This window comes from Solidesulfovibrio fructosivorans JJ], from assembly GCF_000179555.1.
GTDB classification, from domain to species: Bacteria; Desulfobacterota; Desulfovibrionia; order Desulfovibrionales; family Desulfovibrionaceae; genus Solidesulfovibrio; species Solidesulfovibrio fructosivorans.
Genome location: NZ_AECZ01000003.1, coordinates 1 through 24,295 on the forward strand (window position 1 = coordinate 1; position 24,295 = coordinate 24,295).

The window sequence follows — 24,295 nt, forward strand, 5'->3', positions numbered from 1 at the left end:
TCCCCCTCTCGAATCATCCTCACATCTCCTGCCCTCCCTCCACGCTTTTGACATCCCGGCACGACTCGTCTAATTTCACTCCTCTTTTTTAACGACGCGGCCTCGCGCTTATCCCGGACCAGCTTCCCATGGAAAAGATACAGAAAATAAAAGGGTTCGCGGACCTTTTTCCGCCAGACTCCACGGTCTTCGCCTTTATCGAAAAGACGGCGCGGGCCGTTTTTTCCCGTTACGGCTACAAGGAACTGCGCGTGCCGGTCCTGGAGCGCACCGAACTTTTTGCCCGGGGCATCGGCGAGGAAACCGACGTCGTGCAAAAAGAGATGTATACCTTTCCGGACCGCAAGGGCCGCTCGCTCACGCTGCGCCCCGAGGCCACGGCCGGGGTCATGCGGGCGCTGGTCGAGGACGGCCGCGCCAATGAGGGGCTGGTCAAATATTTCGCCTACGGGCCGATGTTTCGCTACGAGCGGCCGCAGAAGGGCCGCATGCGCCAGTTCCACCAGATCGACGTGGAGGCCGTCGGGTCCCCGGAGCCGCTCCTCGACGCCGAGGTCCTGCTCATGCTCGACCAGTACCTGCGCGCCCTGGGCCTTGCCGACCTGACCGTGGAGCTCAATTCCCTGGGCTGCCGCCAGTGCCGGCCGGCCTATCTCGACGTGCTGCGCGAGTTCCTTAAGGGCATGCACAAGGAGCAGCTCTGCGAGGACTGCATGCGCAGAAAGCTCACCAATCCCCTTCGCGTCCTTGACTGCAAGGTGCCCCAGTGCAAGGAATTCACCGCCGACGCGCCCAAGATCACCGACCACCTGTGCCCGGAGTGCGCCGCGCATTTCGCCACGGTCACGGGCATGCTCGACGCCGCCGGCCTGCGCTACACGCTCAATCCCCGGCTGGTGCGCGGCCTCGACTATTACGTGCGCACCACCTTCGAGATCGTCTCCGGCGACATCGGCTCCCAGTCGTCGGTTGCCGGCGGCGGCCGTTATGACGGGCTGGTTTCCGCCATCGGCGGGCCGGATGTGCCCGGTGTGGGATTCGCCTGCGGCATGGAGCGGCTGGCGCTTTTGATCGACAAGGTGAACGAGCCGGCTCCGGATTTTTATCTGGCCGTGCTCGACGCCTCGGGGCTCGACCGGGGGCTGCTCCTGGCCCAGGACCTGCGCCGGGCCGGATTTTCCGGCGAAGCGCCCTACGCCGCGCGCAGCGTCAAAAGCCAGATGCGGGCCGCGGACAAATCCGGGGCGCGGTTTTGCCTGGTGCTCGGCACGGACGAACTGGCCGCCGGCACTGTGGTGGTGAAGAACATGACCGCCGGGGGACAGGAGACCATCAACCGGGACATGCTCGTCGCCCACCTGCGCGCCCGTCTCGAAGAGGCCAAGGACGAGTAGGCAGGGCCCGGATTTTTTTCCGGAGCGGGAACGTATTTTTCGCGATTTGACGGATTATCGATATAAAATTTTTGAAAAGGGGCGTGGGGAAAGACTTTTCCGAAAAGTTTTTCCCTACATCCTTGAAAAAAGGATGACTCCATGAGCGAGACGCTTGTCCTCGACAGGCTGGACGACTGGCGGCGCAGCCACGATTGCGGGGCGCTGCGGGCGTCCGACGTCGGCAGCGAAGTGTGCCTGATGGGCTGGGCCCAGTTCCGCCGCGACCACGGCGGCCTGATTTTCATCGACCTGCGCGACCGGGGCGGGCTGACCCAGGTCGTTTTCTGCCCCGAGGGCAGCGCCGAGGCCCTGGAGCGCGCCCACGTGCTGCGCACCGAATACGTGCTGGCCGTCAAGGGCCGGGTGCGCCCGCGTCCCGAGGGCATGGCCAACCCCGGCATGCCCACCGGCGAGATCGAGGTGGAGATCACCGAGTTCAAGCTCCTAAACACCGCCGCCACCCCGCCGTTTCCCATCGAGGACCGCATCGACGCCTCGGAGCTGTTGCGCCTCAAATACCGCTACCTGGACCTGCGCCGGCCCAAGCTGGCCGGCAATCTGATCCTGCGCCACCATGCCGTGCAAAGCATCCGCCGCTACCTGGACGGCCTGGGCTTCCTGGAGGTCGAAACGCCCGTTTTGACCCGGTCCACGCCCGAGGGCGCGCGCGACTTCCTGGTGCCGAGCCGCATCAACAACGGCTCGTTTTACGCCCTGCCCCAGTCGCCCCAGCTTTTCAAGCAGCTGCTCATGATGTCCGGCTTCGACCGCTATTACCAGGTGGTCAAATGCTTCCGCGACGAGGACTTGCGCGCCGACCGCCAGCCCGAGTTCACCCAGGTGGACATCGAGATGAGCTTCGTCGACGAGGAGCAGATCATGGGCATGGCCGAGAACATGGTGCGCACCATGTTCAAGGAAGCCATGGACATCGCCCTGCCCGACGTTTTTCCCCGCATGACCTACGCCGACGCCATCCGCGACTACGGCCTGGACAAGCCCGACGTGCGCTTCGGCCTCAAGCTCGTGGACGTGACCGAGGTGGTGCGCGGCAGCCAGTTCCAGGTGTTCGCCAAGGCCGAGCTGGTCAAGGGCATCCGCGTGGCCGGCGGCGCGGCGCTCTCCCGCAAGGAGATCGACGACCTGACCGAGTTCGTGAAGATTTACGGGGCCAAGGGCCTGGCCTGGATCAAGATCAAGGAAGGGGAATGGCAGTCGCCGTTCGCCAAGTTCCTCTCCGACGAGGAGCGCGCCGGGCTGGCCGAGGCCTTCGGCCTCGAAGTCGGCGATATCGTGTTCTTCCAGGCCGGCGCGGCGGAAATGGTCAACACGGCCCTGGGCTATCTGCGCATCCAGCTGGGTGAACGCTTTTCGCTCATTCCGGAAGGCTCCTTCGCCCCGGTCTGGGTGACGGATTTTCCGCTTTTGGAATACGATCCCGAGGCCAAACGCTTCGCCGCCAAGCACCATCCCTTCACCGCGCCCCAGTCCGGGCATCTGGAAAAGCTGGCCGAGGCCCCGGGCCAGGCCCTGTCCCGGGCTTATGACCTCGTGCTCAACGGCAACGAGATCGGCGGCGGCTCCATCCGCATCCACGACCGGGCCACCCAGAAGGCCATGTTCGCGGCGCTCGGCATCGAGGACCAGGAGGCCGAGGACAAATTCGGCTTTTTGCTCAAGGCCCTGGAGTTCGGCGCGCCGCCCCACGGCGGCATTGCCTTTGGCCTCGACCGTCTTATCATGATCCTTGCCGGCGCCAAATCCATCCGTGACGTCATCGCCTTCCCCAAGACCCAGAAGGCCATGTGCCTGCTGACCGACGCGCCGGCCGGAGTGTCGGCGGGGCAACTGCGTGAACTCGGCATCAAGCTGCGGTCGCGGGACAAGGACAAAGACAAAGCTTAGGACCATGCTCTTGGAAATACTCAAATACCCGCATCCGATCCTGGCCGCCAAGTCGGAGCCGGTGCCCGGGGTCACGCCCGAAATTCGCCAACTGGCGGACGACATGGCCGAGACCATGTACGCCAACCAGGGCGTCGGACTGGCTGCGCCCCAGGTCGGACGCTCCATCCGGCTGGTGGTCATCGACCTGTCCGGGCCGGACAAGCGCGAAGAGCGCATCAACCTGGTCAACCCGGTCATCACCAAGGCGGAAGGCGAACAGGAGGACGACGAGGGCTGCCTGTCGGTGCGGGACTACCGCGCCAACGTCAAGCGGGCGGCCACGGTGACCGTTTGCGCCACCGATCTCGACGGAAACCCTTTTTGCCTTGAGGCCGACGGCCTTTTGGCCGTATGTCTCCAACACGAGATCGATCATCTCGACGGCGTGCTTTTTATCGACCACATCAGTCGGCTCAAGCGCGCCATGTACGACAAGCGGGTGAAACGATGGGCCAAGCAGAAGCTCCAGCAGCAGACGGACCGGAAAGACTCGTAGCCGTTTTCATGGGCACGCCGCAGTTTGCGGCCACGGTCCTGGAGCATCTGCTGGAAAGCGACGACGTGCGCGTGGCCGCCGTCTACACCCAGCCCGACCGTCCCTGCGGCCGGGGCAAGAAGTGCCATGTCGGCCCGGTCAAGGAGCTGGCCCTGGAAAAGGGGCTGCCCATCCACCAGCCCGAGTCCTTCAGGGACCCGGCGGCGGTGGACATCCTGGCCGCCTACAAGCCGGACATCCTGGTCGTCGCCGCCTACGGCATGATCCTGCCTCAGGCCGTGCTCGACATCCCCCGGCTCATGCCCATAAACGTCCATGCCTCGCTGCTGCCGGCCTGGCGCGGCGCGGCCCCCATCGAGCGGGCCATCGCCGCCGGCGATCAGCTCACGGGCGTGACCATCATGCGCATGGTGGCGGCGCTCGACGCCGGCCCCATGATCATGCAGCGGGCCCTGGCCATCGGCGCGGGCGATACCGCCGGGGAACTTCGGGCCGAACTGGCCGACCTCGGCGGCCGGGTGCTTGCGCACTGCCTCAAACGGCTGCGCGTCGGCGGGGTGCCCATGGTCGAGCAGGACCCGGACAAGGTCACCTACGCCAAGAAGATCGACAAGGCCGAGGCGTTTATCGACTGGTCGCGCCCGGCCCGGGAAGTCCATAACCTGATCCGGGCCATGACGCCCCATCCCGGCGCTTTTTTCTTCTGGCGTCCCGCCCCGGACAAACCGGCCCTGCGCATCATCGCCCATCCGGGCAAGGTGGGCTGCCCGCTGCCGCCCGGGGCCAAGCCCGGCGACATCCTGGGCGTCATGGACTGCCATCTGGGCGTGGCCTGCGCCGATGCCGTCTATCTCATCCCCACAGTGGTCCCGGCCGGAAAACGGCCCATGGATGCCCAGGCTTTTTCCTGCGGCTACCTCGGCAAGTGCGAGGACGACGCCATGGCCGTATGCGGCCCGCCTGAGGCGTCCTGACGGGGAAAACGGAGCGTTGGTGGAACGAAACGAACCCTCGAGAAAGCGCCTTTTCATCGGGCTTCTGTGCGGCACGGGGTTGGCCGTGTGCGTGCTTTTGGCCCTTGTCTGGGCCGTGCCCTACGTGGGCCTGGCCAATATCCATCCCCTGGCCCCCTTGTTGATGGGCGTGGTTTTCGCCGCCGCCATCGTGGTCGTGTTGTGGGCCACGGTGGGGCTCGCCCTAAGCGTCGCCCTGGGCCGGTCGTTTCTCGGCTCGGACCATCTGCGCGGTGTCATGGCCAAGGTGTTTTTGCCGCTGATGACCATTTTCGCCCGGCTGTTGCACATTTCCAAAAGCCGGGTGCGCAGCTCGTTCATCAAGGTCAACAACGAGCTCGTGGCCGCCGAGCACAAACGCTACGACCCCTCGGAAGTCCTCGTGCTCCTGCCCCACTGCCTCCAGTCCAGCCGCTGCCTGCGCCGGCTGACCTACGACATCAACAACTGCAAGCGTTGCGGCCAGTGCCCGGTGGACGGGCTGCTCACCCTGTCCGAGGCCTACGGCGTGCATATCGCCATCGCCACCGGCGGCACCATCGCCCGGCGCATCGTGGTCCAGAAGCGGCCGCGCCTGATTCTGGCCGTGGCCTGCGAGCGGGATCTCAGTAGCGGCATCCAGGACACCTATCCCATCCCGGTCTACGGCGTGCTCAACGAGCGCCCCAACGGCCCCTGTCTGGATACCCAGGTGCCCCTGCCGCATCTGGAATCGGCCTTGCGCTTTTTCCTGGTCAACGGCGAGGCGAAAAGCCCCGTTTTCGACCGGTTTACCGGACGGGCGCCCCTTGGCGCGCCCATTTCCGCCATGGGCGGGTCGCATTGAGCCCTACCGGAAACTCCGCGCCGCCGCCGGCCCGCAAGCTGGCCCTGGCCGTTTTGGCCAAGGTGCTGCCCCAGCCGTCCCGGCGCAAGGGGCCGGGAACCGGGCAGGACGTCCAAGCGGCCCTGGACGCCGCCCTGCTCGCCGCGCCGGGGCTCGATCCCCGCGATCGGGGGCTGGCCACCGAACTCGTCTACGGCTATCTGCGCCTGCGCGGGCGGATGGCTTTTCTTTGCGCGCGGTTCCTCAAACGGCCGGACGCCGTGCCCGCGCCTGTGCGCCGCATCCTCGAACTGGCTGCCTACGAGATCCTTTTTTGCTCCAAGGTCCCGGCCTACGCCTCGGTGGACTGGGCGGTTTCGGCCGTGCGGGCCAAGGCGGGCAAGGGGCTTTCGGGCATGGCCAACGCGGTGCTGCGGCGCATTGCCGCCGACCCCGCCGCCTTCGAGGACCCGGACTTTTATTGCCGGGACCGTTGCAACGAAGCGGAATACCTGAGCCGCTTCTATTCCTGCCCGGAATGGATCGTGGCCATGTGGCTGCGCGATTTCGGCCCCGAGGAAACACGGGCCTACCTGACCGCCCAGCTCGAACCCGCGCCGCTCGGACTTCGGGTCAACCGGTCGCGCGACGGGGCGCGGGCTCTTTTCGACGCCCTGGCCGCCGCGCCCGGGGTGCTGGCCGCCGATTTCCCCACCCTGGCCTTTCCGGCCGGGACCGACCTGCCCGGTGCGGCCGGCCTGGATTTGATGGCCGCCCTGGCCGACGGGCGGCTGTCGCGGCAATCCGCCGCTGCCCAGCGCATTCTCTACGATTTGCGCCTCGACGACTGGCCCGAACCGATCTTCGACGCCTGCGCCGGCCGAGGCGGCAAGACGCTTCTTTTGGCCGAGGCGGGCAAAAAGGTCATCGCCGGGGACATGCACGCCGGACGCCTCTCGGGACTCGGCCGCGAGGCGGCGCGCCTGGGCGTCTCGCCGCTGGGCGTGCTGCGGGGCTCGGCCACGCGGCTGCCCCTCGCCCCGGGCCGCATCGGCACCATCCTCCTCGACGCGCCCTGCTCGGGCCTCGGCGTGCTGGCCAGACGCCCGGACTCCAAATGGCGTCGCCGGCCCGAGGACGTGGCCGGGCTCACCCGGCTGCAACGGGCCATGCTGGAAGCGGCCTACGCCGCCCTGGCCCCGGGAGGACGCATCGTCTACGTCACCTGCACCGCCCACCCGGCCGAAAACGAAGGCAATATCGACCGCCTCGGCGCGCGCCACCACGACCTGACCCTCGAAACCGAAATCCCCGCCACCCCCTCGCCCACCCTCGGTGAAACCTTTTACGGTGCCGTGTTAAGGAAGGGGTGAGGAGATAAGAAAGTGCGAGAGGGGGACCCTTTTTGAAAAAAGGGTCCCCCTCTCGCGCTCTCCCCTCCCCAAAACTTTTTACGGTTACAGGAGTGGCAACGTCAACATGCTGTAATCGTTAAAAGTCTTTTGAAAGGGGGTCCGGGGGGAAACTTTTCTTCAGAAAAGTTTCCCCCCGGCCTCTTAGTCGCCGGCGGCTTCGCGCTGCATGGATTCGATCAACTCCACCAGGGCGGTCGCCTGTTCGGCCAGTTCGCTGACGGCCTTTTCCGCCTCGGTCATGGACTGGCTCGTTTCGGACGAGATGGCGTTGACCTCGACGATGGAGCGGTTGATTTCCTCGGTGGCCGAGGACTGTTCCTCGGTGGCCGTGGCGATGGCCCGTACTTGGTCCGCGACGGACTCCACCAGGGAGACGATGGCGGTGAGCGCCTCGCCCGATTCCTGGGCCTTGGTCGTGGCCTCGGCGGTTTCCGCCACGGCGCGCTCCATGTTGTCCACATTGGTGCGCGTGCCTTGCTGGATGCCGTGGATGGCCTCGCTGACTTCCCTGGTGGCGCTCATCGTCTTTTCCGCGAGCTTTCGCACTTCGTCGGCCACCACGGCGAAGCCGCGCCCGGCCTCGCCGGCTCGGGCCGCTTCGATGGCGGCGTTTAAGGCCAGCAGGTTGGTCTGGTCGGCGATGTCGTTGATCACCCCGACAATGGCCCCGATGCTCTGGGCCTGTGCGCCGAGTTGCCCCATATCGCGTTTGAGGGTCAGCGTCTGGTCCCGTACCGCCGCGATGCGGTCCACGGCCTCGGAAACGATTGCCGCGCCGCCCTCGGCTTTTCCCTTGGTCTGGTCGGCCGTCGACGCGGCCTGGGCGGCGTTTTGGGCCACTTCGATGACCGTGGCGTTCATCTCCTCCATGGCCGTGGCCGTCTCCCCCACGCGTTGGGACTGGACGTCCGAGCCTTGGCGGGACTGTTCGATGCGGCCGCGCAGGGCGTCCGTGGCGCGTTCCACAATCGTCACGACCTCGCCCAGGCGCGCCGCCGCATGGAGAATGCCCTCGCGCCGGGCCGTTTCGCCCTTGTGCCGCGCTTTTTCGGCGGCGGCCTGGGCGGACCGGGCCTTGTCCGATTCCTCCCTGGCCGTTTGCGTGGCGGCTTCGGCCTCGCCGATCTTGGCCCGAAGCGTGACCACCATGCTGTGGAGCGCCTTGGACAGATCGCCCACCTCGTCGTTTTGGGCGACGGTCAGTTCCGCGTCGAGCTTTCCGCCCGCCACCGCCCCGGAAAAAGCGGCCAGGGCAAGGATGGGCCGGGTGAAGCGCCGGGAAAAGAAAAATCCCAACCCGGCCAGCACGAGCACCACGACGCCGGCCGAAAGACCGGCGGACCGGTTGACCGCGCCCAGGGCGGCCGCCAATTCGTCCATCTCCTTGCCCACGAACCCTATGCCCGCGGGTTTGCCGTCCGCGTCCTTAAGGGGCCAGTAGACGGAGACGAAGGGTTTGCCGAATAGCGTCAGTTCGCGGAAGACCGGTTTGCCCTCCCCGAGGATCTCCCGGTTGACCTGGGCGTCGGAGATGGTGGTGCCGATGACCCGGTGGCCGCCGTCCATGATGGTCGAGGAGATGCGGGTCGTCCCGGAGAAGATGGTGGCTTCGACGCCGAGCGTCTTTCGCATGTGGTCGACCCAGGTATTGTCCGCCGCCGGTTCCGCCACCACGCCGACGTTGCCGACGAGGGCGCCGTCCTTGCGGACCGGGGCCGTGGCCACAAGGGGCAGGCGCTTTTCGCCCACAGGCGCGAATCCGATCGTTTCCTCACCGCTCCGCAGCGTTGCGCCGCGCTTGGCCAGGGCTTCGGGCAGGCCCTCGGCGGCCCCGGCGGCGGCCAGCACAGTGCCGGCGGCATTGGTAAAAAGGACGGCCTTGACCTGTCCGGCAGCGACGAGGTCCCGGGCCAGCCGGGAAAGCAGGGAAACGTCGCCGCCGCTTATGCCGGCGATGACGTTCGGCCGCACGGCCTGGGTCTTGGCCAGGGTCCGCAATTGGGTGCGCAGGGTCTGGATGCTGTCCGCGCCGACGTTTTTGAATGCTTCGATGGTCTGGTCGTATTCCTTGGTGAAGCCGCGTTCGAAGGCGATGCGCCCGGAGACGAACACGGCGATGCTGGCGATGATGACGGAGGAAACGACGAGGACGACGATTTTCGGGGTGATGCCGATGCGCATGGCCTACCTCCCCTGGCAGGGTTGAAGACGCGCGGCGAAACGTCGCGTTTTTTCCGAAAGGGCATACCTTGCGCCCTTCCACGAACCGATGAGGAATCAAGAAAATAAATATTGTAAAAGTTTAGTTGGGTCAATAGGTTATGCCAAATAAATACTTTCACTGGCGTACGGAAGGCCAGGCGGGCGGGACAAAAAAAGCCGGAGCCCGAAGGCTCCGGCCGTATTCGGTCGTTTGGCGGCAAGCGTTACTTGGCCGCGTCCGTTTTCTTTTGCTCCGGTACGGTGCAGGCCAGCGGCCAGACCTCGTCGATGCGCTCCACCGGGAGGACCTTGATCTTGCTGCGCAGGTCGCGCGGGATGTCGCGCAGGTCCTTCATGTTCTGGGCCGGCAGGATGACCCGCTTCATGCCGGCGGCGACCGCCGCCAGGACCTTCTCCTTGATGCCGCCGACGGGCAGCACCCGGCCGCGCAGCGTGATCTCGCCGGTCATGGCCACGTCGTTGCACACCGGCGTGTTGGTCAAGACCGAGATCAGCGCCGTCACCAGCGTGACGCCGGCCGACGGGCCGTCCTTGGGCGTGGCCCCGGCCGGGACGTGGATGTGGATGTCGTTTTTCTCGAACACCTCGGGGTCGATGCCCAGGTCCTTGGCCCTGGATTTGGCGTAGGTCAGGGCCGCCTGGGCCGATTCCTTCATCACGTCGCCGAGCTTGCCCGTGAGCTGCAATGCGCCCTTGCCCGGCAGCGTTGCCGCCTCGATGTGCAGGATCGCCCCGCCGACCGGCGTCCAGGCAAGGCCCACGGCCACGCCCGGCGGCAGCTCCATCTCGCGTTCGTCGTCCATGAACCGCGCCGGGCCGAGCAGCTTGTCCAGCGAGGCGACGGTCACCCGGAAGGGCGGGTTTTCGCCCTCGGCCTTCTTGCGGGCGAGCTTTCTGGCCACGGACCCGATTTCGCGTTCGAGGTTGCGAAGCCCGGCCTCGCGGGTGTAGTCGCGGATGACCCGGGCCACCACCTTGTCCGAGATGGTCATGTCGCCCGGCTCCAGGCCGTTTTCCTTGATCTGGCGCGGCAGGATGTAGCGCCTGGCGATCTTGACCTTCTCCTGCTCGGTGTAGCCCGGCAGCTGGATCAGCTCCATGCGGTCGAGCAGCGGTCCCGGAATGGTGTCCAGGATGTTGGCCGTGCAGATGAACATCACCTTGGACAGGTCGAAGGGGACGTTTAAGTAATGGTCCTGGAAGGTGTTGTTCTGTTCCGGGTCCAGCACCTCGAGCAGCGCCGAGGAGGGATCGCCCCTGAAATCGGAACCCACCTTGTCGATTTCGTCGAGCATGATGACCGGGTTTCGCGTGCCGGCCTGCTTGATGCTCTGGATCACGCGGCCGGGCATGGAGCCGATGTACGTGCGCCTGTGGCCGCGAATCTCGGCCTCGTCGCGCATGCCGCCCAGGGACATGCGCACGAACTTGCGTCCGAGCGCCCGGGCGATGGACCGGCCAAGGGAGGTCTTGCCGACGCCGGGGGGGCCGACGAAGCACAGGATGGGCCCCTTCATGGCCGGATTGAGCTTGCGCACGGACAGGTACTCCAGGATGCGCTCCTTGACCTTTTCCAGGTCGAAGTGGTCCTCGTCCAGGATGTGCTTGGCTTCCTTGATGTCGAGGCGGTCCTTGGACATCTTTTTCCAGGGCAGGTCCACCAGCCAGTCGAGGTAGGTGCGGATGACCCCGGATTCCGAGGAATCGGGGTGCATGGAGGCGAGCCGCTTGAACTGCTTGTCCGCCTCCTTTTTCACCTCCTTGGGCATGCCGGCCTTGTCCAGGGCGCCTTTGAGCTCCTCGAGCTCGTCGGACTCCTCGCCGCCCTCGCCGAGTTCGCGGCGGATGGCCTTCATCTGCTCGCGCAGGAAGAAGTCCTTCTGGGCCTTGTCCATGCCTTCCTTGGCCATGTTCTGGATCTTGGCCTGCATGGCCGCCACCTCGGCCTCCTTGACGAGCTGCTCGTTGACCAGCCGCAGGCGTTCGATGGGGTCTTCGCATTCGAGCAGGCGCTGGGCCTCCTCCACCCGCATGCGCAGGTTGGAGGCCACGAGGTCGGCCAGGCGGCCGGGCTCGTTGACGCTGTTGAGCACCGCCATGATGTCGGCCGCGGGCATGCCCCTAAGCGACAGGATCTTTTCGCTTTGTTCCCTGGCGGCCCGCATCATGGCCTCCTGCTCCAGGGTCACTTCCTTGGTGTCGCGCTCGCCGAGCACCTCCACCTTGGCCAGGTGGTAGGGATCGGAGGAGACGAATTCCGTCACCTTGGCCCGGGTGAGCCCCTGGACCAGCACCTTGAGCCGGCCGTCGGGCATCTTGAGCATGCGCATGATCATGCCCACCGTACCCACGCGGTAGAGGTCGTCCTCGCCCGGCTCGTCCACCTTCTCGTCCTTCTGGGTCAGGATGAGGATATAGCGGGAGCCGTTTATGGCCGCGTCCACGGCCTGGATGGACTTCTCCCGGCCGACGAACAGCGGCAGGATCATGTAGTTGAAGACCACGATGTCGCGCACGGGCAGAACCGGCAGCTCGGCCGGAATGTCGGGCAGGTTCTTCTCTTCGGACTCGCTGGCGACCGGGGCCTCGTTGCCGTCGGCCGCGTCGCCTTCAGGCTGGGACGGGGTCACGGTGGTCTTGGTCGGATCGAATTCGTTGTCCATGATGTGCCTTGCTCCTATGTGATCTTCCGGCGCGGAGGCCGCCGGAAGGGGTGACGCTTGGGGGAAAAGCCGGCCGGCGCGGGGGCGTTCGGTCGCCGCGCCAACCATGCGTTTCGGGAAAAAACGTGTCGCGCCGGCCTAGCCTCGGATCTCGAAGCCGTCGTAGGCCTTGTCGTAGTCGATCATCTCGGCCGCGACCGACTCCACCCGGGACAGGGGCGAGCCGCCGGGCAGGCGTTCCTTGAAGGCGGCAAGCGCGGGCGCTTCGCCCTGGGCCAAAAGCTCCACCTGGCCGTCGCGCAGGTTGCGCACCCAGCCGGAGAGCCCGAGGCTCTTGGCCTGGTCGAACACCCAGGCCCGAAAATACACGCCCTGAACCTTGCCGGACACGGTGGCATGCAGACTTGGCGTCATGATTTCCTCCTTGGCCGTCAGATCATGCCTTCGGCCTGGAAACTGAAAAACCGGTTCTCCGTCACCACCAGATGGTCGAGCAGCCGCAGGTCGATTTCCCGTGCCGCGCTTTTTATGCGCCGGGTAAACTCCACATCCTCGGTCGAAGGCCTGGGATCGCCGCTTGGATGGTTGTGCACGAGGATCATGCCGCTGGCCTTGTGGCGCAGGGCCACGCCGAGGACTTCGCGGGGGTAGACCGCCGCCTGGTCCACAGTGCCCTTGCTCACCTGCTCCCAGCCGATCAGCCGGTTTTTGGTGTCCACAAGCGCCATCCAGAACTCCTCGCGTTCTTTGGCTCCGATCCGGGCCCGGGCCATGTCGGCCACGATATCGGGCGCGTTGAGCACTATTCTGTCGCGCGCCGGCTGTTCGTGAAACCGGGCCCAGGCCTCGCGCCACAAGGTGACGAATTCTTCGGCCCCGGGCCCGAACCCCGGCACGTCGCGCAATTCCTCCATCCGGGCCAAAAGCGTGCCGCGCAGGCTGCCGAAGCGGGAAAGCAGTTCCTTGGCCAGCGGTTTGTTGTCGCGGCGCACGTTGACGTAGCCAAGGACGAGCTCCAGCACCTCATAGTCCGCCAGGGCCCGCGGATCGCTCATGAGGCGGTCCTTGAGGCGCCGACGGTGACCCAGATAGTGCGGCGTTTCCTTCTTAGTAAGCATAGTGTGCGGCCTGGGCAAGGCGTTTTGACGATTTGGGGGGACGTTTCACGGCACGGACGGCGGGAAAGGCGGGGCGAAGACGGCCGGTCATGACGAAAGCGGACGTGTTTGCCTGGCATTGCCGCCAAAAAGGCGGAAAAGTTCGGCCGTGAGGTATTCCATGGCCTGGTCCGGCCGTCTGGCCCCGGATTTGATGCCGGATTCGGCGGCAAAGGCCGCCTCGAAAATGCGGGTCAGGCCGGCCGCGCCCAGCCGCCGGGCCATGGCCTGCTTTTTTTGCATGACAAAGGACGGCAGGCGCACGTCGCCGGCCTCGCCCGCCGCGATGCGCCACATGATCCTGGCCTCGTAGAGGAGCAGGCCCAGGAAGGGAAAGACCATGTCCTCGCCGGCAAGCTGCTTTTCCCCGATCTCGCGCCACACGGCGGCCGGGTCGCGGCCGCTTGCCAGGGCGTCGAGGAAGGCGAAGCCGTCCATGCCCTCGTGGCCGCCGACAAGGGCCGCGTCGTCCATGGTCAGGACCGAGCGGTCGCCGAGGGTGAGTTCCAGCTTGGCCAGCTCGTTGTCGGCCCGGGCGAGGTCCAGCGGCAGCGCGGCGGCGAGCGCCTCGGCCACCCCCGGCTCGAAGGCCAGTTTCCGGCCCCCGGCCCAGTCGGCGAGCAGCGGCCCCATGTCCCGGCGGGTGAGTCCCGGCGAGACGAAAAGCCAGCCCCGCTTTTCCGCCACCTTGAAATACGGCTGGGTCGCAAGCCCCTTGGGATACTTCGGCCCTTTGCGGTCAAACGCCCCCTCCAGGCAGAAAAACGGCCAGACCGCGTCGTTGAAGCCGCGCAGCGCCGCGGCCAGCTTGGGCCAGAACTCCGCCGGACAGGCCTCGGCCCGGCGCAGGACCAAGGCCCGGCGGCCGGAAAAAAGGCTGGCCACGGTGAGCGCGCTCCAGAACGGATCGCCAAGCTCCTCGTCGCCCCAGAAGACGGCTTTGTCGAAGCCGGAGCCTTGTTCGGCCAGCAGGCGGTCGACGCGGTCGCGGATGATCTCCGGATCGGGACAGGCCAGGAAGGAAAAGCCGGGACGGTTCATGGGCGAAGAGTAGCCGAGGCCCGGCCGGGGGGCAACGGGCTTGGCCCCGGGAGGGGCCCGGGAAAAGGAACTTTCCGCCCCGTTGACGCGGACGGGCCGTGGCGTTACCAAGCCAGCCACGTCGAGTCCCGCCCCAAGGCGGGAGCGGGGGACCCATATTCCCGGGGCGCATCGCCGCAAGGCGTAGGGCAACCTCTTCGGCCCGAGCCCGTCAGCTAACCTCGTAGACGTCGAAGGGGGACCCCCGCCACCACATTGCGCGCGTCGGGTTCCCGCAACCGGTCGTCCGGAGGGATGCCCATGCCGCCGCGCCAGTCCGCCCGCCAGGTCCGTTGGGCCTTGCCGCGCTCCCTTGCGCGTTCCGCTTTGCGCTTCCTTCCGGCCGTGGCGTCGGCGCTGGGAGCCTAGGTCCCCGATCCAGGGACCGTCCGCAGCGGTTTCCTTCCCTTTCCCTGCCATCGCGCAAGGATTTCCCATGTCCATGCAAAAACAGGCCTCGCTGGCCAGTCGCGTCCGTCGCGCCGTCATCGGCGATTCCATCAACCTGGCCGACCAGTCGATTTTCCACAAACTGTCGCTGATCGCCTTTTTCGCCTGGGTGGGGCTCGGCGCGGACGGATTGTCCTCGTCGTGCTACGGCCCGGCCGAGGCCTATCTGGCCCTTGGCAAGCACACCTTCCTGGCCGTGTTCGTGGCCCTTGGCACGGCGCTGACCATCGGCGTCATAAGCGCCGCCTACTCCCAGATCATCGAGCTTTTTCCCACCGGGGGCGGCGGCTACATCGTGGCGAGCCGGCTCCTTTCCCCGTCGGTCGGCATGGTTTCGGGCTGCGCCCTTCTGATCGACTATGTGCTGACCATCACCTTGTCCGTCGCCAGCGGCGCGGACGCGGTCTTCAGCTTCCTGCCCGCCGCCTGGCTGCCCTACCGCCTGGAGGCGGCGGTCGTCGGCGTCGTCTTGCTGATTGTCTTGAACCTGCGCGGGGTCAAGGAATCGGTCATGGCCCTGGTGCCCATCTTCATGCTCTTCGTGGTCACCCACGCCGTGGCCCTCGGCTACGGCATCTTTTCCCACGCCGGGGCCATGCCGGCCGTGGCCGCGCGCGTCGCCCGGGACGTGGCCGTGGCCGACAGGGAACTGGGGCTTATGGGCATGTTTCTCCTGGTGCTCCACGCCTACAGCATGGGCGCGGGCACCTATACCGGCATCGAGGCCGTGTCCAACGGCCTGCCCATCCTGCGTGAGCCCCGGGAGCGGACCGGCAAGCGGACCATGCTCTACATGGCCCTGTCCCTGGCCCTGACCGTGGTCGGCATCATCGTGTGCTATCTGCTCTTCGAGGTGCGGCCGGAAGAAGGCAAGACGCTCAACGCCGTGCTGTTCGGGGCCGTGACCGCCGGCTGGGGCCCGACGCTCGGCGGCGGCTTCGTGCTCGTGACCCTCGTCTCCGAGGCGCTGCTCCTGTTCGTCGCCGCCCAGGCCGGTTTTGTCGACGGACCGCGGGTGCTGTCCAACATGGCCATCGACCGCTGGCTGCCGGCCCGGTTCGCGCTGCTTTCCGACCGGCTCGTCACCCAGAACGGCATTTTGCTCATGGGCGCGGGCGCGCTTGTCCTCATGCTCGTCTCCCACGGCTCGGTGGACCTGCTCATCGTGCTCTACAGCATCAACGTCTTCATCACCTTCGTCCTGTCCCAGCTCGGCATGGTGCGCCACTGGTGGCGGGCGCGCGGCCAGCGCGCCCCCTGGAAAAAGGGGCTTTGCCTAAACGGCCTGGGGCTTTTGCTCACGGCCTTCATCCTGGTCATGGTCACCTGGGTGAAGTTTTTCGAGGGCGGCTGGGTGACGCTTCTCATCACGGGCCTGCTGGCCGCCGCCGCCTGGGGCATCCGCCGCCACTACAACCGGGTGGGGGCCAAAATCCGCAAGCTCGACGTGCTGCGCGCCGTGGTGGACCCGGAAAACCCCTACACCCCGCCCATCCCGGACAATCCCGCCCCCGTGGCCGCGCCGGACCCGCGCGCCCCGACGGCCGTCATCTTCGTCAACGGCTTCAACGGGCTCGGCATCCACACCCTGCTCTCCGTGGTCCGGCTTTTCGGCAAGGACATCGCCAACTTCGTCTTCGTGCAGATCGGCGTGGTGGACGCGGCGGTGTTCAGGGGCGCGGAGGAGCTGGCGCGGCTCAAGGCCGGCATGGAGCGCGACCTGCAAACCTATGTCGGGCTCATGCGGGATCGGGGCTACCACGCCGAGGCCCATTGGGCCGTGGGCACGGACATCGTGCAGGAGATTCTCGATCTGGCCCCGCCGCTTCGCGAACGCTATCCCAAGGCCATCTTCTTCGGCGGCCAGATCGTCTTCGAAAAGGAGACCTTTCTCACCCGGCTGCTCCACAACTACGTGGTCTTCACGCTCCAGCGCCAACTCTACCGGCTGGGGCTGCCGTTTATGATCATGCCCGTCATGCTCGACCGGCCCGACGGCGGACCGGTCATGGCCGCCTGAAAAAAAACGCCGGGGATCGTCCGGCATGGCGGGGCGTTGGCGTTTCCCCCAGGGGGCTGGGGAAAACTTGCGCTTGCAATCGGGCCTGTGCGGAGTATGACGGATAACGATTTTCGGGGGTGTCAGGGGAGCCTTTGGCTCGGGTTGTTGGGGAGCGCCCGGGCTGTCGTTTCATCTCTACCTTACTGGTATTGCTATAAAATGAAGGTTTCTCAAGCCTGGGGGCTCGTGCGCGGCATTGAGCCCATGTCCCTGTGTGATTGGCCGGGGCGCCTTAGCGCCGTGTTTTTTTTCGGCGGCTGCAACCTGCGCTGTCCGTACTGCCACAACGCCGGCCTCGCCTGGGGCGGCGCGGGCAAGACGCCGCTTGCCGCCGCCTCGGTGCGCCGCTTCGCCGCTTCCCACGCCAAATGGCTCGACGGCTTCGTCGTCACCGGCGGCGAACCGACCCTGGCGCCCGGTCTGGCCGATTTCGCCGCCGAGCTGGCCGCCTGCGGCCCGGCCGTCAAGATCGATTCCAACGGCATGCGGCCGGACGTTCTGGCCGAGGTGCTCGGCCGGCTGCCCGAGGCGCGCTTTTCCGTGGACGTCAAGGCGCCTTACGCCAAGTACGGGCTGGTCACGGGAGGGGCCGTGACCCCGGAAGAGGCGGCCGACCGCCTCGGCGAGGTCTTTTCCCTGGCGTTGCGGCATCCGGACCGCTTCGCCTTTCGCACCACCCGCGTTCCGGAACTGACAGAGGACGACGTCAGGGAAATTAGGGAGGCCCTGCCGTCGGGTTTCACACTCACCGTGCAAGCTTTTCGCAAGCCGAGCTTCAAAAGGGAGGAGGAGGGGCATGCCCAAGCAGATTCGAAAGCGCGACGGATGTCTGGAAACGTGGTCGACCCAACGCATCGCCCAGGCGATTTTAAAGGCCCTCAAGGCCAGCGGCATCCAGGACCCGCTGCTGTCCACGCGGCTTGCCCATAAGGTCGAGGCCAAGCTCGAGGGCGTCGACGTTCCCGAACAGGAGGCCGTGCAGGACGCGGTGGAACAGGTGCTCATGGAGTCGCGGCTTTTCGCCGTGGCCCGCCGCTACATCGTGTACCGCGAAAAGCGGCGCGAACTGCGCGAGCAAAAGGCCGCCTACCTTGACATCTCCGACGTCATCGACAACTACATTTCCAAGACCGACTGGCGGGTGGCGGAAAACGCCAACATGACGCACTCCTTTCAAGGGCTCATGCTGCACCTCTCGGGCACGGTCCAGGCCCGCTACGCCCTCGGCAAGTATCCCCAGGAAGCGCGCGAGGCCCACGACCACGGCTATTTCCACATCCACGACCTGTCGTTCGGCCTGGCCGGCTACTGCGCCGGCTGGAGCCTTCGCGACCTGCTCCTCGAGGGCTTCAACCTGCCCGGGCGCTCCTGCGCCGGTCCGGCCAGGCATTTCGACGCGGCCCTCGGCCAGATGGTCAATTTTCTGGGCACGCTGCAAAACGAGTGGGCCGGGGCCCAGGCCTTCAACAACGTAGACACCTACCTCGCCCCCTTTATCCGCGAGGACGGCCTTTCTTACCGCGAAGTGCGGCAAGCCATGCAGAAGTTCGTCTTCAACCTCAACACCACCTCGCGTTGGGGCGGGCAGAGCCCTTTTACCAACCTGACCTTCGATCTGGCCCCGCCCAAGCATCTGGCCAAGGAGGCGGTCATCGTCGGCGGCGAGATGCGCGACGCCACCTACGGCGATTTCCGGCCGGAGATGGAGATGATCAACCGGGCCTTCCTGGAGGTCATGGCCGAGGGCGACTACCACGGCCGGATTTTTTCGTTTCCCATCCCTACCTATAACATCACGGCCGATTTCCCCTGGGATTCCGACATCGGCACCCTGCTTTTGGAGCTGACCGCCAAGTACGGCGCGCCCTATTTCCAGAATTTCATCAACTCCGACCTCTCGCCCGAGGACGTGCGCTCCATGTGCTGCCGGTTGCAGATGGACCTGCGGGAGCTGCGCAACAAGGTGGGCGGGCTTTTCGGCGCCGGCGACCTGACCGGGTCCGTCGGCGTGGTGACGCTGAACCTGCCCAAGCTGGCGTTTCTGGCCCAGGGCGAGGAGGATTTCCTGGACCTTGTCGCCGAGTATGCCGAGCTGGCCAGGGACGCGCTGGAATTCAAGCGCAAGATGATCAGCGACAACCTGGAGCGGGGGCTTTTCCCCTGGACGCGGCGCTACCTCAAAAACGGCTTCAAGGGCCATTTCTCCACCATCGGACTGGTCGGCGGCCACGAGGCCTGCATGAACCTCCTCGGCAAGGGTATCGAGACGGACGCCGGGTTGCGGCTCATGACCCGGGTGCTGGGGCACCTGCGCCAGCTGACGTCGCGGTTCCAGGAGGAGACCGGGAACCTCTACAACCTGGAGGCCACCCCGGCCGAGGGCACGAGCTATCGCCTGGCCAAGATCGACAAGGCGCTTTATTGCGACATCAAGGCCTCGGGCAACGGCACGCCGTATTACACCAACTCCACCACGCTGCCCGTCGGGCTCTCGCGCGACGTCTTCTACGCCCTGGAGCACCAGAACAAGCTCCAGCCGCTCTATACCGGCGGCACGGTGTTCCACACCTACCTCGGCGAGGCCGTGGCCGACACCGAGGCGCTCAAGTCCTTTATCGTCAAGGCCTTCACCATGACGAAGATTCCGTACCTGTCGATCACGCCGACGTTCTCGGTGTGCAAGACCCACGGCTACATCAAGGGCGAGCATTTCGAGTGCCCGGAGTGCGGCGCGCCGTCGGAAGTGTTCACGCGCATCGTGGGCTACTACCGGCCGGTGTCCATGTGGAACAAGGGCAAGCAGGCGGAGTACGCCGAGCGGCTGACCTACGGGGAAGTCTGCTAGTCGTTTTTCTTGTGACGTGGTCTTGGGCAGGGCTTGGCCCTGCCCGAGACCCGTCATGATCGGATGATCTTGATTGGTGTGCGCATCTGCTTCGCCGGGGCTTTTGGAATTTGGCGGCCTTTATAGAAATCGTGCTGGAGCAAATGGTATAAAATTAGTTGGTGGACATCATTATACGCCATGATTTTCAAGCATTGCATAGTCACGCGTTTCAATGCCCACATCGATACAAGATGTTATGACTTTCGCCTGAGCGACACATGGCTTGCTGAACGCTTTGAGCTCTTCAACACCTTCTGCCTTCCTTCTGTCGTGGGCCAGCAATGCCAGGATTTTGTCTGGCTTGTCTTGTTCGATGCAGAAACCCCTGAAAAATTTCGTCGTATCATCGCGTTTCTTCAAAAATATAAGAAATTCATACCTCTTTATTGCAAGGAATTTCCGACGATCCTGCCGCAAGTCAAAGAGCGCATCGTAACAATGTTTCCCGAGGCGGATTATTATCTGACGACAAGATTGGATAATGATGACGCCTTGTCCCGGAAATTCGTCGCCATAATCCATGACGTGGTCGAAAAAGTTCTCTCCTCAGGCAAACAAGTTCCTCCGGAACTTTTCATCAATTTCCCCAACGGGCTACAGTACTGCAACGGTTCCTGCTATGATTTCTACGATCCGACCAATGCCTTCGTCAGTCTGCTCGAACGCAACAAACCGCCTCATACCGTTTTCTGGGTCGAGCACCCGTCCATTTACGACAAGGCCCCGGTCGCGCAGATCGAAACGAAGCCTATTTTCTTGCAAAATATCCACGACATGAACCTGTACAACTACATTCGCGGCGATGTGATGGAAGACAAGGACATCCTCGCCGATTTCGACCTGCAATTGTAAAAAACGTCCCGCGCGACCGCGCTTTTTTTGACCTTGAACCCGAGGATTCGCCGCCTATGACAACCCTGCCCATGCCCGCCGATCTGCCCGAACCCGCCATCAATCCCAACGCCCAGGTGGTCCTGGCCAAGCGCTACCTGCAAAAAGGCCCGGACGGCGAGCCGACCGAGGACGCCAGGAGCCTTTTCTGGCGCGTGGCCACGGCCATAGCCGCCATGGAGGCGCACTACGACAAGTCGCCCTTCACCCCCGAGGCCCTGGCCCGGGCCTTCTACGACCTCATGACGGGCATGCGCTTTCTGCCCAATTCCCCGACGCTCATGAATGCCGGCGCGCCCCTCGGGCAGCTCGCCGCCTGCTTTGTGCTGCCGGTCGGCGACTCCATGGAGGAAATCTTCGACGCCGTGAAATTCGCGGCGCTCATCCACAAGTCCGGCGGCGGCACCGGCTTTTCCTTTTCCCGGCTGCGCCCGAAAAAAAGCCGCGTCGGCTCGACCGGCGGCGTGGCCTCCGGCCCGGTCTCGTTCATGCGCATCTTCAATACCGCGACCGAGCAGGTCAAACAGGGCGGCACGAGGCGCGGGGCCAACATGGGCATACTGCGCATCGACCACCCCGACATCCTGGAATTCATCACCTGCAAGGAGCGCGAAAACGAGCTCCAGAATTTCAACATCTCCGTGGCCCTGACCGAACGCTTCATGCAGGCCGTGGAAAAAGGCGAGGACTACGACCTGGTCGATCCCCGCGACAAGCGCGTGGTCGGCAGCCAGAACGCGGCCGAGGTCTTTTCGCTTCTCGTGCGCAAGGCCTGGGAATCCGGCGACCCCGGCATCGTCTTTATCGACCGCATCAACCGCGACAATCCCACCCCGGCCCTTGGCGAAATCGAGTCGACCAACCCCTGCGGCGAACAGCCGCTGCTGCCCTACGAGGCCTGCAACCTCGGCTCCATCAACCTCTCCGTCTTTTTCGACCCCGAGGCCGAGGACGGCATCGACTGGAAGGGGCTGACCGAGACCGTGCATCTGGCCGTGCGCTTCCTCGACAACGTCATCGACGCCTCGCGCTATCCCCTGGACCAGATCACCGAGATGGTCCGCGCCAACCGCAAGATCGGGCTCGGCATCATGGGATTCGCCGACCTGCTCTACCTCCTGCGCATCCCCTACGACAGCACCGAGGCCCTGTCCCTGGCCGAAAAGGTCATGGAGACCATCCAGGGCGAGGCGCGCTCCGCCTCCAAGACCCTGGCCGCCGAACGCGGCCCCTTCCCGGCCTACGCCGAGTCCGTCTTCGGCAAGCGCAACCTCGGCCCCTACCGCAACGCCACCACCACGACCATCGCCCCGACCGGCACCCTGTCCATCATCGCCGGCTGCTCGTCGGGCATCGAGCCGCTTTTCGCCCTGGCCTTTTCCCGCCACGTCATGGACGGCGAAAAGCTCGTGGAGGCCAACCCCCATTTCGTGGCCGCCATGCAGGAGGCCGGGGCCTATTCCGAAAGCCTCATGGAGGAGGTCACCCGCAAGGGCTCCATCGCCCATATCGGCATGCTGCCCGAAGAGCTGCGCGACGTCTTCGTCACGGCCATGGACATCGAGCCGGTCTGGCACCTCAAGATGCAGGCCGCCTTCCAGAAATACACGGACAACGCCGTGTCCAAGACCGTCAACCTGCCGAACAAGGCGACCAAGGAAGACATCCGGGAAATCTACTGGCTGGCCTACGAGCTGGGCTGCAAGGGCGTGACCGTCTACCGCGACGGCTGCAAGGCGGGTCAGGTGCTGTGCACGGGCGAGGGCGGCCAGGCCGAGACGGGCAAGCCACAGAGCAAGGTGCGCGTGCGCCCGGACATCGTCTTCGGCTTCACCCAGAAGGTCAAAACCGGGCTCGGCGAACTCTACCTCACCGTCAACGAGGTCGAAGGCAAGCCCTTCGAGGTCTTCGCCACCATCGGCAAGTCCGGCCGCTCGGTCACGGCCAAGGCCGAGGCCATCGGCCGGCTGGTGTCCCTGGCCCTGCGCTCGGGCGTGGACGTGGCCGACATCGTGGGCCAGCTCAAGGGCATCGGCGGCGAAAATCCGGTCTTCCAGAAAAAGGGCCTGCTGCTCTCCATCCCGGACGCCGTGTCCTGGGTGCTGGAAAACCGCTACCTGCAAGGCGCGCCTATCCACGACGACACCGGCAACCTGACCCACCCCACCTGCCCGGACTGCGGCGGCGAGCTGACCTTCGAGGAAGGCTGCCACGTCTGCAAAGCCTGCGGCTATACCAAGTGCGGATGAGTTAAGTTATTTGGGATAAAGCGATGCGAGAGGGGGACCCTTTTTGAAAAAAGGGTCCCCCTCTCGCGTTCTCCCCTCCAAAAAACTTCTAACGATGATAAGTTGTTACCGTTAAAAGTCTTTGGGAGGGGGGCCCGGGGGGAACCCTTTCTGTAGAAAGGGTTCCCCCCGGCTCTTTTCTTCCCGTCTTACTTGCGCAACGCCGGGTGCTCCATGACGATTTCGCCGTCCTGGTAGCGGAACACCACGTCGTGGGTGTCTTCGGGCACGGTCAGAAACGCCTCGCCGATGTTGATTTCGACATTGGCTCCGACACGTCCCGGCACGATCACCCGGCAGTCGGCGAACCGGCGCAGGGCGTCGGGACCCGACCACAACTGCCAGAGCTGGGCCTTGCAGACGCTCAGGAGTCTTTCGTAGCGGGTGAGTTCCGACGCGTAGGCTTCGACCCGTTCGCTGCCCCGCTGCATCTCGAAGCGGCAGGCCTCGATTTCCATGTGCGCCTCGGCCATGCGGGCCTTGAGGCGCTGGTCCTTGTGGATGCGTTCGGGATCGTAGCCCACGAGCAGCCGCGTCTGGCTTTGGCCGGTGCCGCCGAGTTGTTCGCCCACGTAGACCGCGTCGCCGCAATAGGCCTCGCCGCCGATCAACCGGGCCTTTACGGCCAGCTTTTCCCCGGCGAAAAGCCGGCAATGCATGCTCGATCCGTCGATGAGGATGTTGCCCGCGGCATGGAGCGCCGCGTTTTCGCAGAATTTGGCCCGCAGGCTCTTGCCGGCCCGCAGCGACGCCTTGCTGCCGCCCATGATGCCGGACTGGCAGGAGATGTTGCCCATGGCCTGGATCCGGGCCGCCTCCACCGCGCCGCGCACGGTGATGTTGCGTCCCATGACCAGAAAGCCGGAGCGCACCGAGCCGCCGACGAGCACGTCGCCGATGGCCACGATGTTGCCGGTGTGGAAATCGATGTCGTGCCCGATCGAAAGCGTGTCGTGGACGGTGATCTTGCCGTCGGCGCAGGCCACGTGCCCGTTGACCGAGGCGATGAGCCTTCTCGGGTTTTCCGGGTCCACCCGGCAGCCCTCGCCGTGGGAAAAAGCGGGCTGGTCCGCCACCACCTCCCCGGGGAGGGGGGTGTGGTCCGGACTGATATCCTCCCACTCGGCCAGGGCCTGCGCCACCACCACGTTTTGCACGTAGCCCAGGTCGTACTGATCCACGGATCCGTCGTCGCGCCATTTGGGCCGCAGCCGACGATGTTCGTAGTCGGGATCGAAATAGTATTTCAGGCGATACGGCATGGGGGGAGTCCGCCGGTTTGCAAGGTGCCCTTATTGAGATACGTACCTAAGGGGCTGGGGTAATACAAGCCCTGTCGCGGAGTTGGGGAGGGTAAAATCCTCGCCGGATGAAAACGGGGCTGTCACCTGGCACGCCGTCGTCCATTTATTGACGCTTTGGGCCGAATATTTTAATGTCTCATACTTTTGCAAAATCCATGCGCCCTGGCGCGTCCAAACC

Annotated in this window: 17 protein-coding genes and 1 riboswitch; of the genes, 11 read left to right on the top strand and 6 right to left on the bottom strand. The window is 65.1% G+C overall.

What is annotated here, in order from left to right; translation table 11 throughout:
• Positions 1-128 precede the first annotated feature (128 nt).
• From hisS to DESFRDRAFT_RS02910, 6 genes are all read left to right on the top strand, one after another.
• Positions 129-1,394, top strand: coding sequence for a histidine--tRNA ligase (gene hisS, locus DESFRDRAFT_RS02885; protein ID WP_005990940.1), 1,266 nt, complete (start codon positions 129-131; stop codon positions 1,392-1,394).
• A 141-nt stretch (positions 1,395-1,535) separates the two neighbouring features.
• Positions 1,536-3,341 (top strand): aspartate--tRNA ligase, encoded by a 1,806-nt coding sequence (gene aspS, locus DESFRDRAFT_RS02890; RefSeq protein WP_005990941.1) that lies wholly within the window; start codon positions 1,536-1,538, stop codon positions 3,339-3,341.
• Positions 3,342-3,345: 4 nt separating this feature from the next.
• Complete coding sequence (gene def / locus DESFRDRAFT_RS02895; protein ID WP_005990942.1) at positions 3,346-3,879, top strand: peptide deformylase; 534 nt, start codon at positions 3,346-3,348, stop codon at positions 3,877-3,879.
• A gap of 8 nt (positions 3,880-3,887) precedes the next feature.
• A complete protein-coding gene (gene fmt / locus DESFRDRAFT_RS02900) occupies positions 3,888-4,853 on the top strand; it encodes a methionyl-tRNA formyltransferase (RefSeq protein ID WP_005990943.1) in 966 nt (321 codons plus the stop codon).
• 19 nt (positions 4,854-4,872) lie between these two features.
• The gene (locus DESFRDRAFT_RS02905; protein ID WP_005990944.1) at positions 4,873-5,718 is read left to right on the top strand and encodes a DUF116 domain-containing protein; all 846 of its coding nucleotides are present in this window, start codon (positions 4,873-4,875) and stop codon (positions 5,716-5,718) included.
• A complete protein-coding gene (locus DESFRDRAFT_RS02910; protein ID WP_005990945.1) occupies positions 5,715-7,070 on the top strand; it encodes an RsmB/NOP family class I SAM-dependent RNA methyltransferase in 1,356 nt (451 codons plus the stop codon). Before DESFRDRAFT_RS02905 ends, DESFRDRAFT_RS02910 begins: the two co-directional genes overlap by 4 nt.
• 183 nt (positions 7,071-7,253) lie before the next feature.
• Here the strand turns inward: DESFRDRAFT_RS02910 and DESFRDRAFT_RS02915 are convergent, their stop codons facing one another.
• From DESFRDRAFT_RS02915 to holA, 5 genes are all read right to left on the bottom strand, one after another.
• A complete protein-coding gene (locus DESFRDRAFT_RS02915) occupies positions 7,254-9,293 on the bottom strand; it encodes a methyl-accepting chemotaxis protein (RefSeq protein WP_005990946.1) in 2,040 nt (679 codons plus the stop codon).
• A 245-nt stretch (positions 9,294-9,538) separates the two neighbouring features.
• Positions 9,539-11,998, bottom strand: a complete 2,460-nt coding sequence (gene lon, locus DESFRDRAFT_RS02920; protein ID WP_005990947.1) for an endopeptidase La — start codon at positions 11,996-11,998, stop codon at positions 9,539-9,541.
• A gap of 138 nt (positions 11,999-12,136) precedes the next feature.
• The gene (locus DESFRDRAFT_RS02925) at positions 12,137-12,412 is read right to left on the bottom strand and encodes an acylphosphatase (protein ID WP_005990948.1); all 276 of its coding nucleotides are present in this window, start codon (positions 12,410-12,412) and stop codon (positions 12,137-12,139) included.
• 17 nt (positions 12,413-12,429) lie between these two features.
• The gene (radC, locus tag DESFRDRAFT_RS02930) at positions 12,430-13,116 is read right to left on the bottom strand and encodes a RadC family protein (protein WP_005990950.1); all 687 of its coding nucleotides are present in this window, start codon (positions 13,114-13,116) and stop codon (positions 12,430-12,432) included.
• Positions 13,117-13,203: 87 nt separating this feature from the next.
• Positions 13,204-14,316, bottom strand: a complete 1,113-nt coding sequence (gene holA, locus DESFRDRAFT_RS02935; protein ID WP_233489545.1) for a DNA polymerase III subunit delta — start codon at positions 14,314-14,316, stop codon at positions 13,204-13,206.
• A riboswitch (cyclic di-AMP (ydaO/yuaA leader) is annotated at positions 14,306-14,441 on the top strand. Its footprint overlaps the gene before it by 11 nt.
• 230 nt (positions 14,442-14,671) lie before the next feature.
• Between holA and DESFRDRAFT_RS02940 the strand changes: the two genes are divergently transcribed.
• From DESFRDRAFT_RS02940 to DESFRDRAFT_RS02960, 5 genes are all read left to right on the top strand, one after another.
• On the top strand, positions 14,672-16,705 hold the full coding sequence (locus tag DESFRDRAFT_RS02940) for an APC family permease (RefSeq protein ID WP_005990953.1): 2,034 nt from the start codon (positions 14,672-14,674) through the stop codon (positions 16,703-16,705).
• 201 nt (positions 16,706-16,906) lie between these two features.
• A complete protein-coding gene (locus tag DESFRDRAFT_RS02945; protein ID WP_233489546.1) occupies positions 16,907-17,677 on the top strand; it encodes a radical SAM protein in 771 nt (256 codons plus the stop codon).
• Positions 17,601-19,592, top strand: coding sequence for a ribonucleoside triphosphate reductase (locus DESFRDRAFT_RS02950; protein ID WP_233489551.1), 1,992 nt, complete (start codon positions 17,601-17,603; stop codon positions 19,590-19,592). Before DESFRDRAFT_RS02945 ends, DESFRDRAFT_RS02950 begins: the two co-directional genes overlap by 77 nt.
• 180 nt (positions 19,593-19,772) lie before the next feature.
• Positions 19,773-20,486 carry a glycosyltransferase gene (locus DESFRDRAFT_RS02955; protein ID WP_005990957.1) on the top strand — a complete coding sequence of 238 codons (714 nt, stop codon included), beginning with the start codon at positions 19,773-19,775 and terminating at the stop codon, positions 20,484-20,486.
• A gap of 56 nt (positions 20,487-20,542) precedes the next feature.
• Positions 20,543-22,774 carry a vitamin B12-dependent ribonucleotide reductase gene (locus DESFRDRAFT_RS02960; protein WP_005990958.1) on the top strand — a complete coding sequence of 744 codons (2,232 nt, stop codon included), beginning with the start codon at positions 20,543-20,545 and terminating at the stop codon, positions 22,772-22,774.
• 188 nt (positions 22,775-22,962) lie between these two features.
• Here the strand turns inward: DESFRDRAFT_RS02960 and DESFRDRAFT_RS02965 are convergent, their stop codons facing one another.
• A complete protein-coding gene (locus tag DESFRDRAFT_RS02965) occupies positions 22,963-24,075 on the bottom strand; it encodes a DUF342 domain-containing protein (RefSeq protein ID WP_005990959.1) in 1,113 nt (370 codons plus the stop codon).
• Between the last annotated feature and the right edge of the window lie 220 nt (positions 24,076-24,295).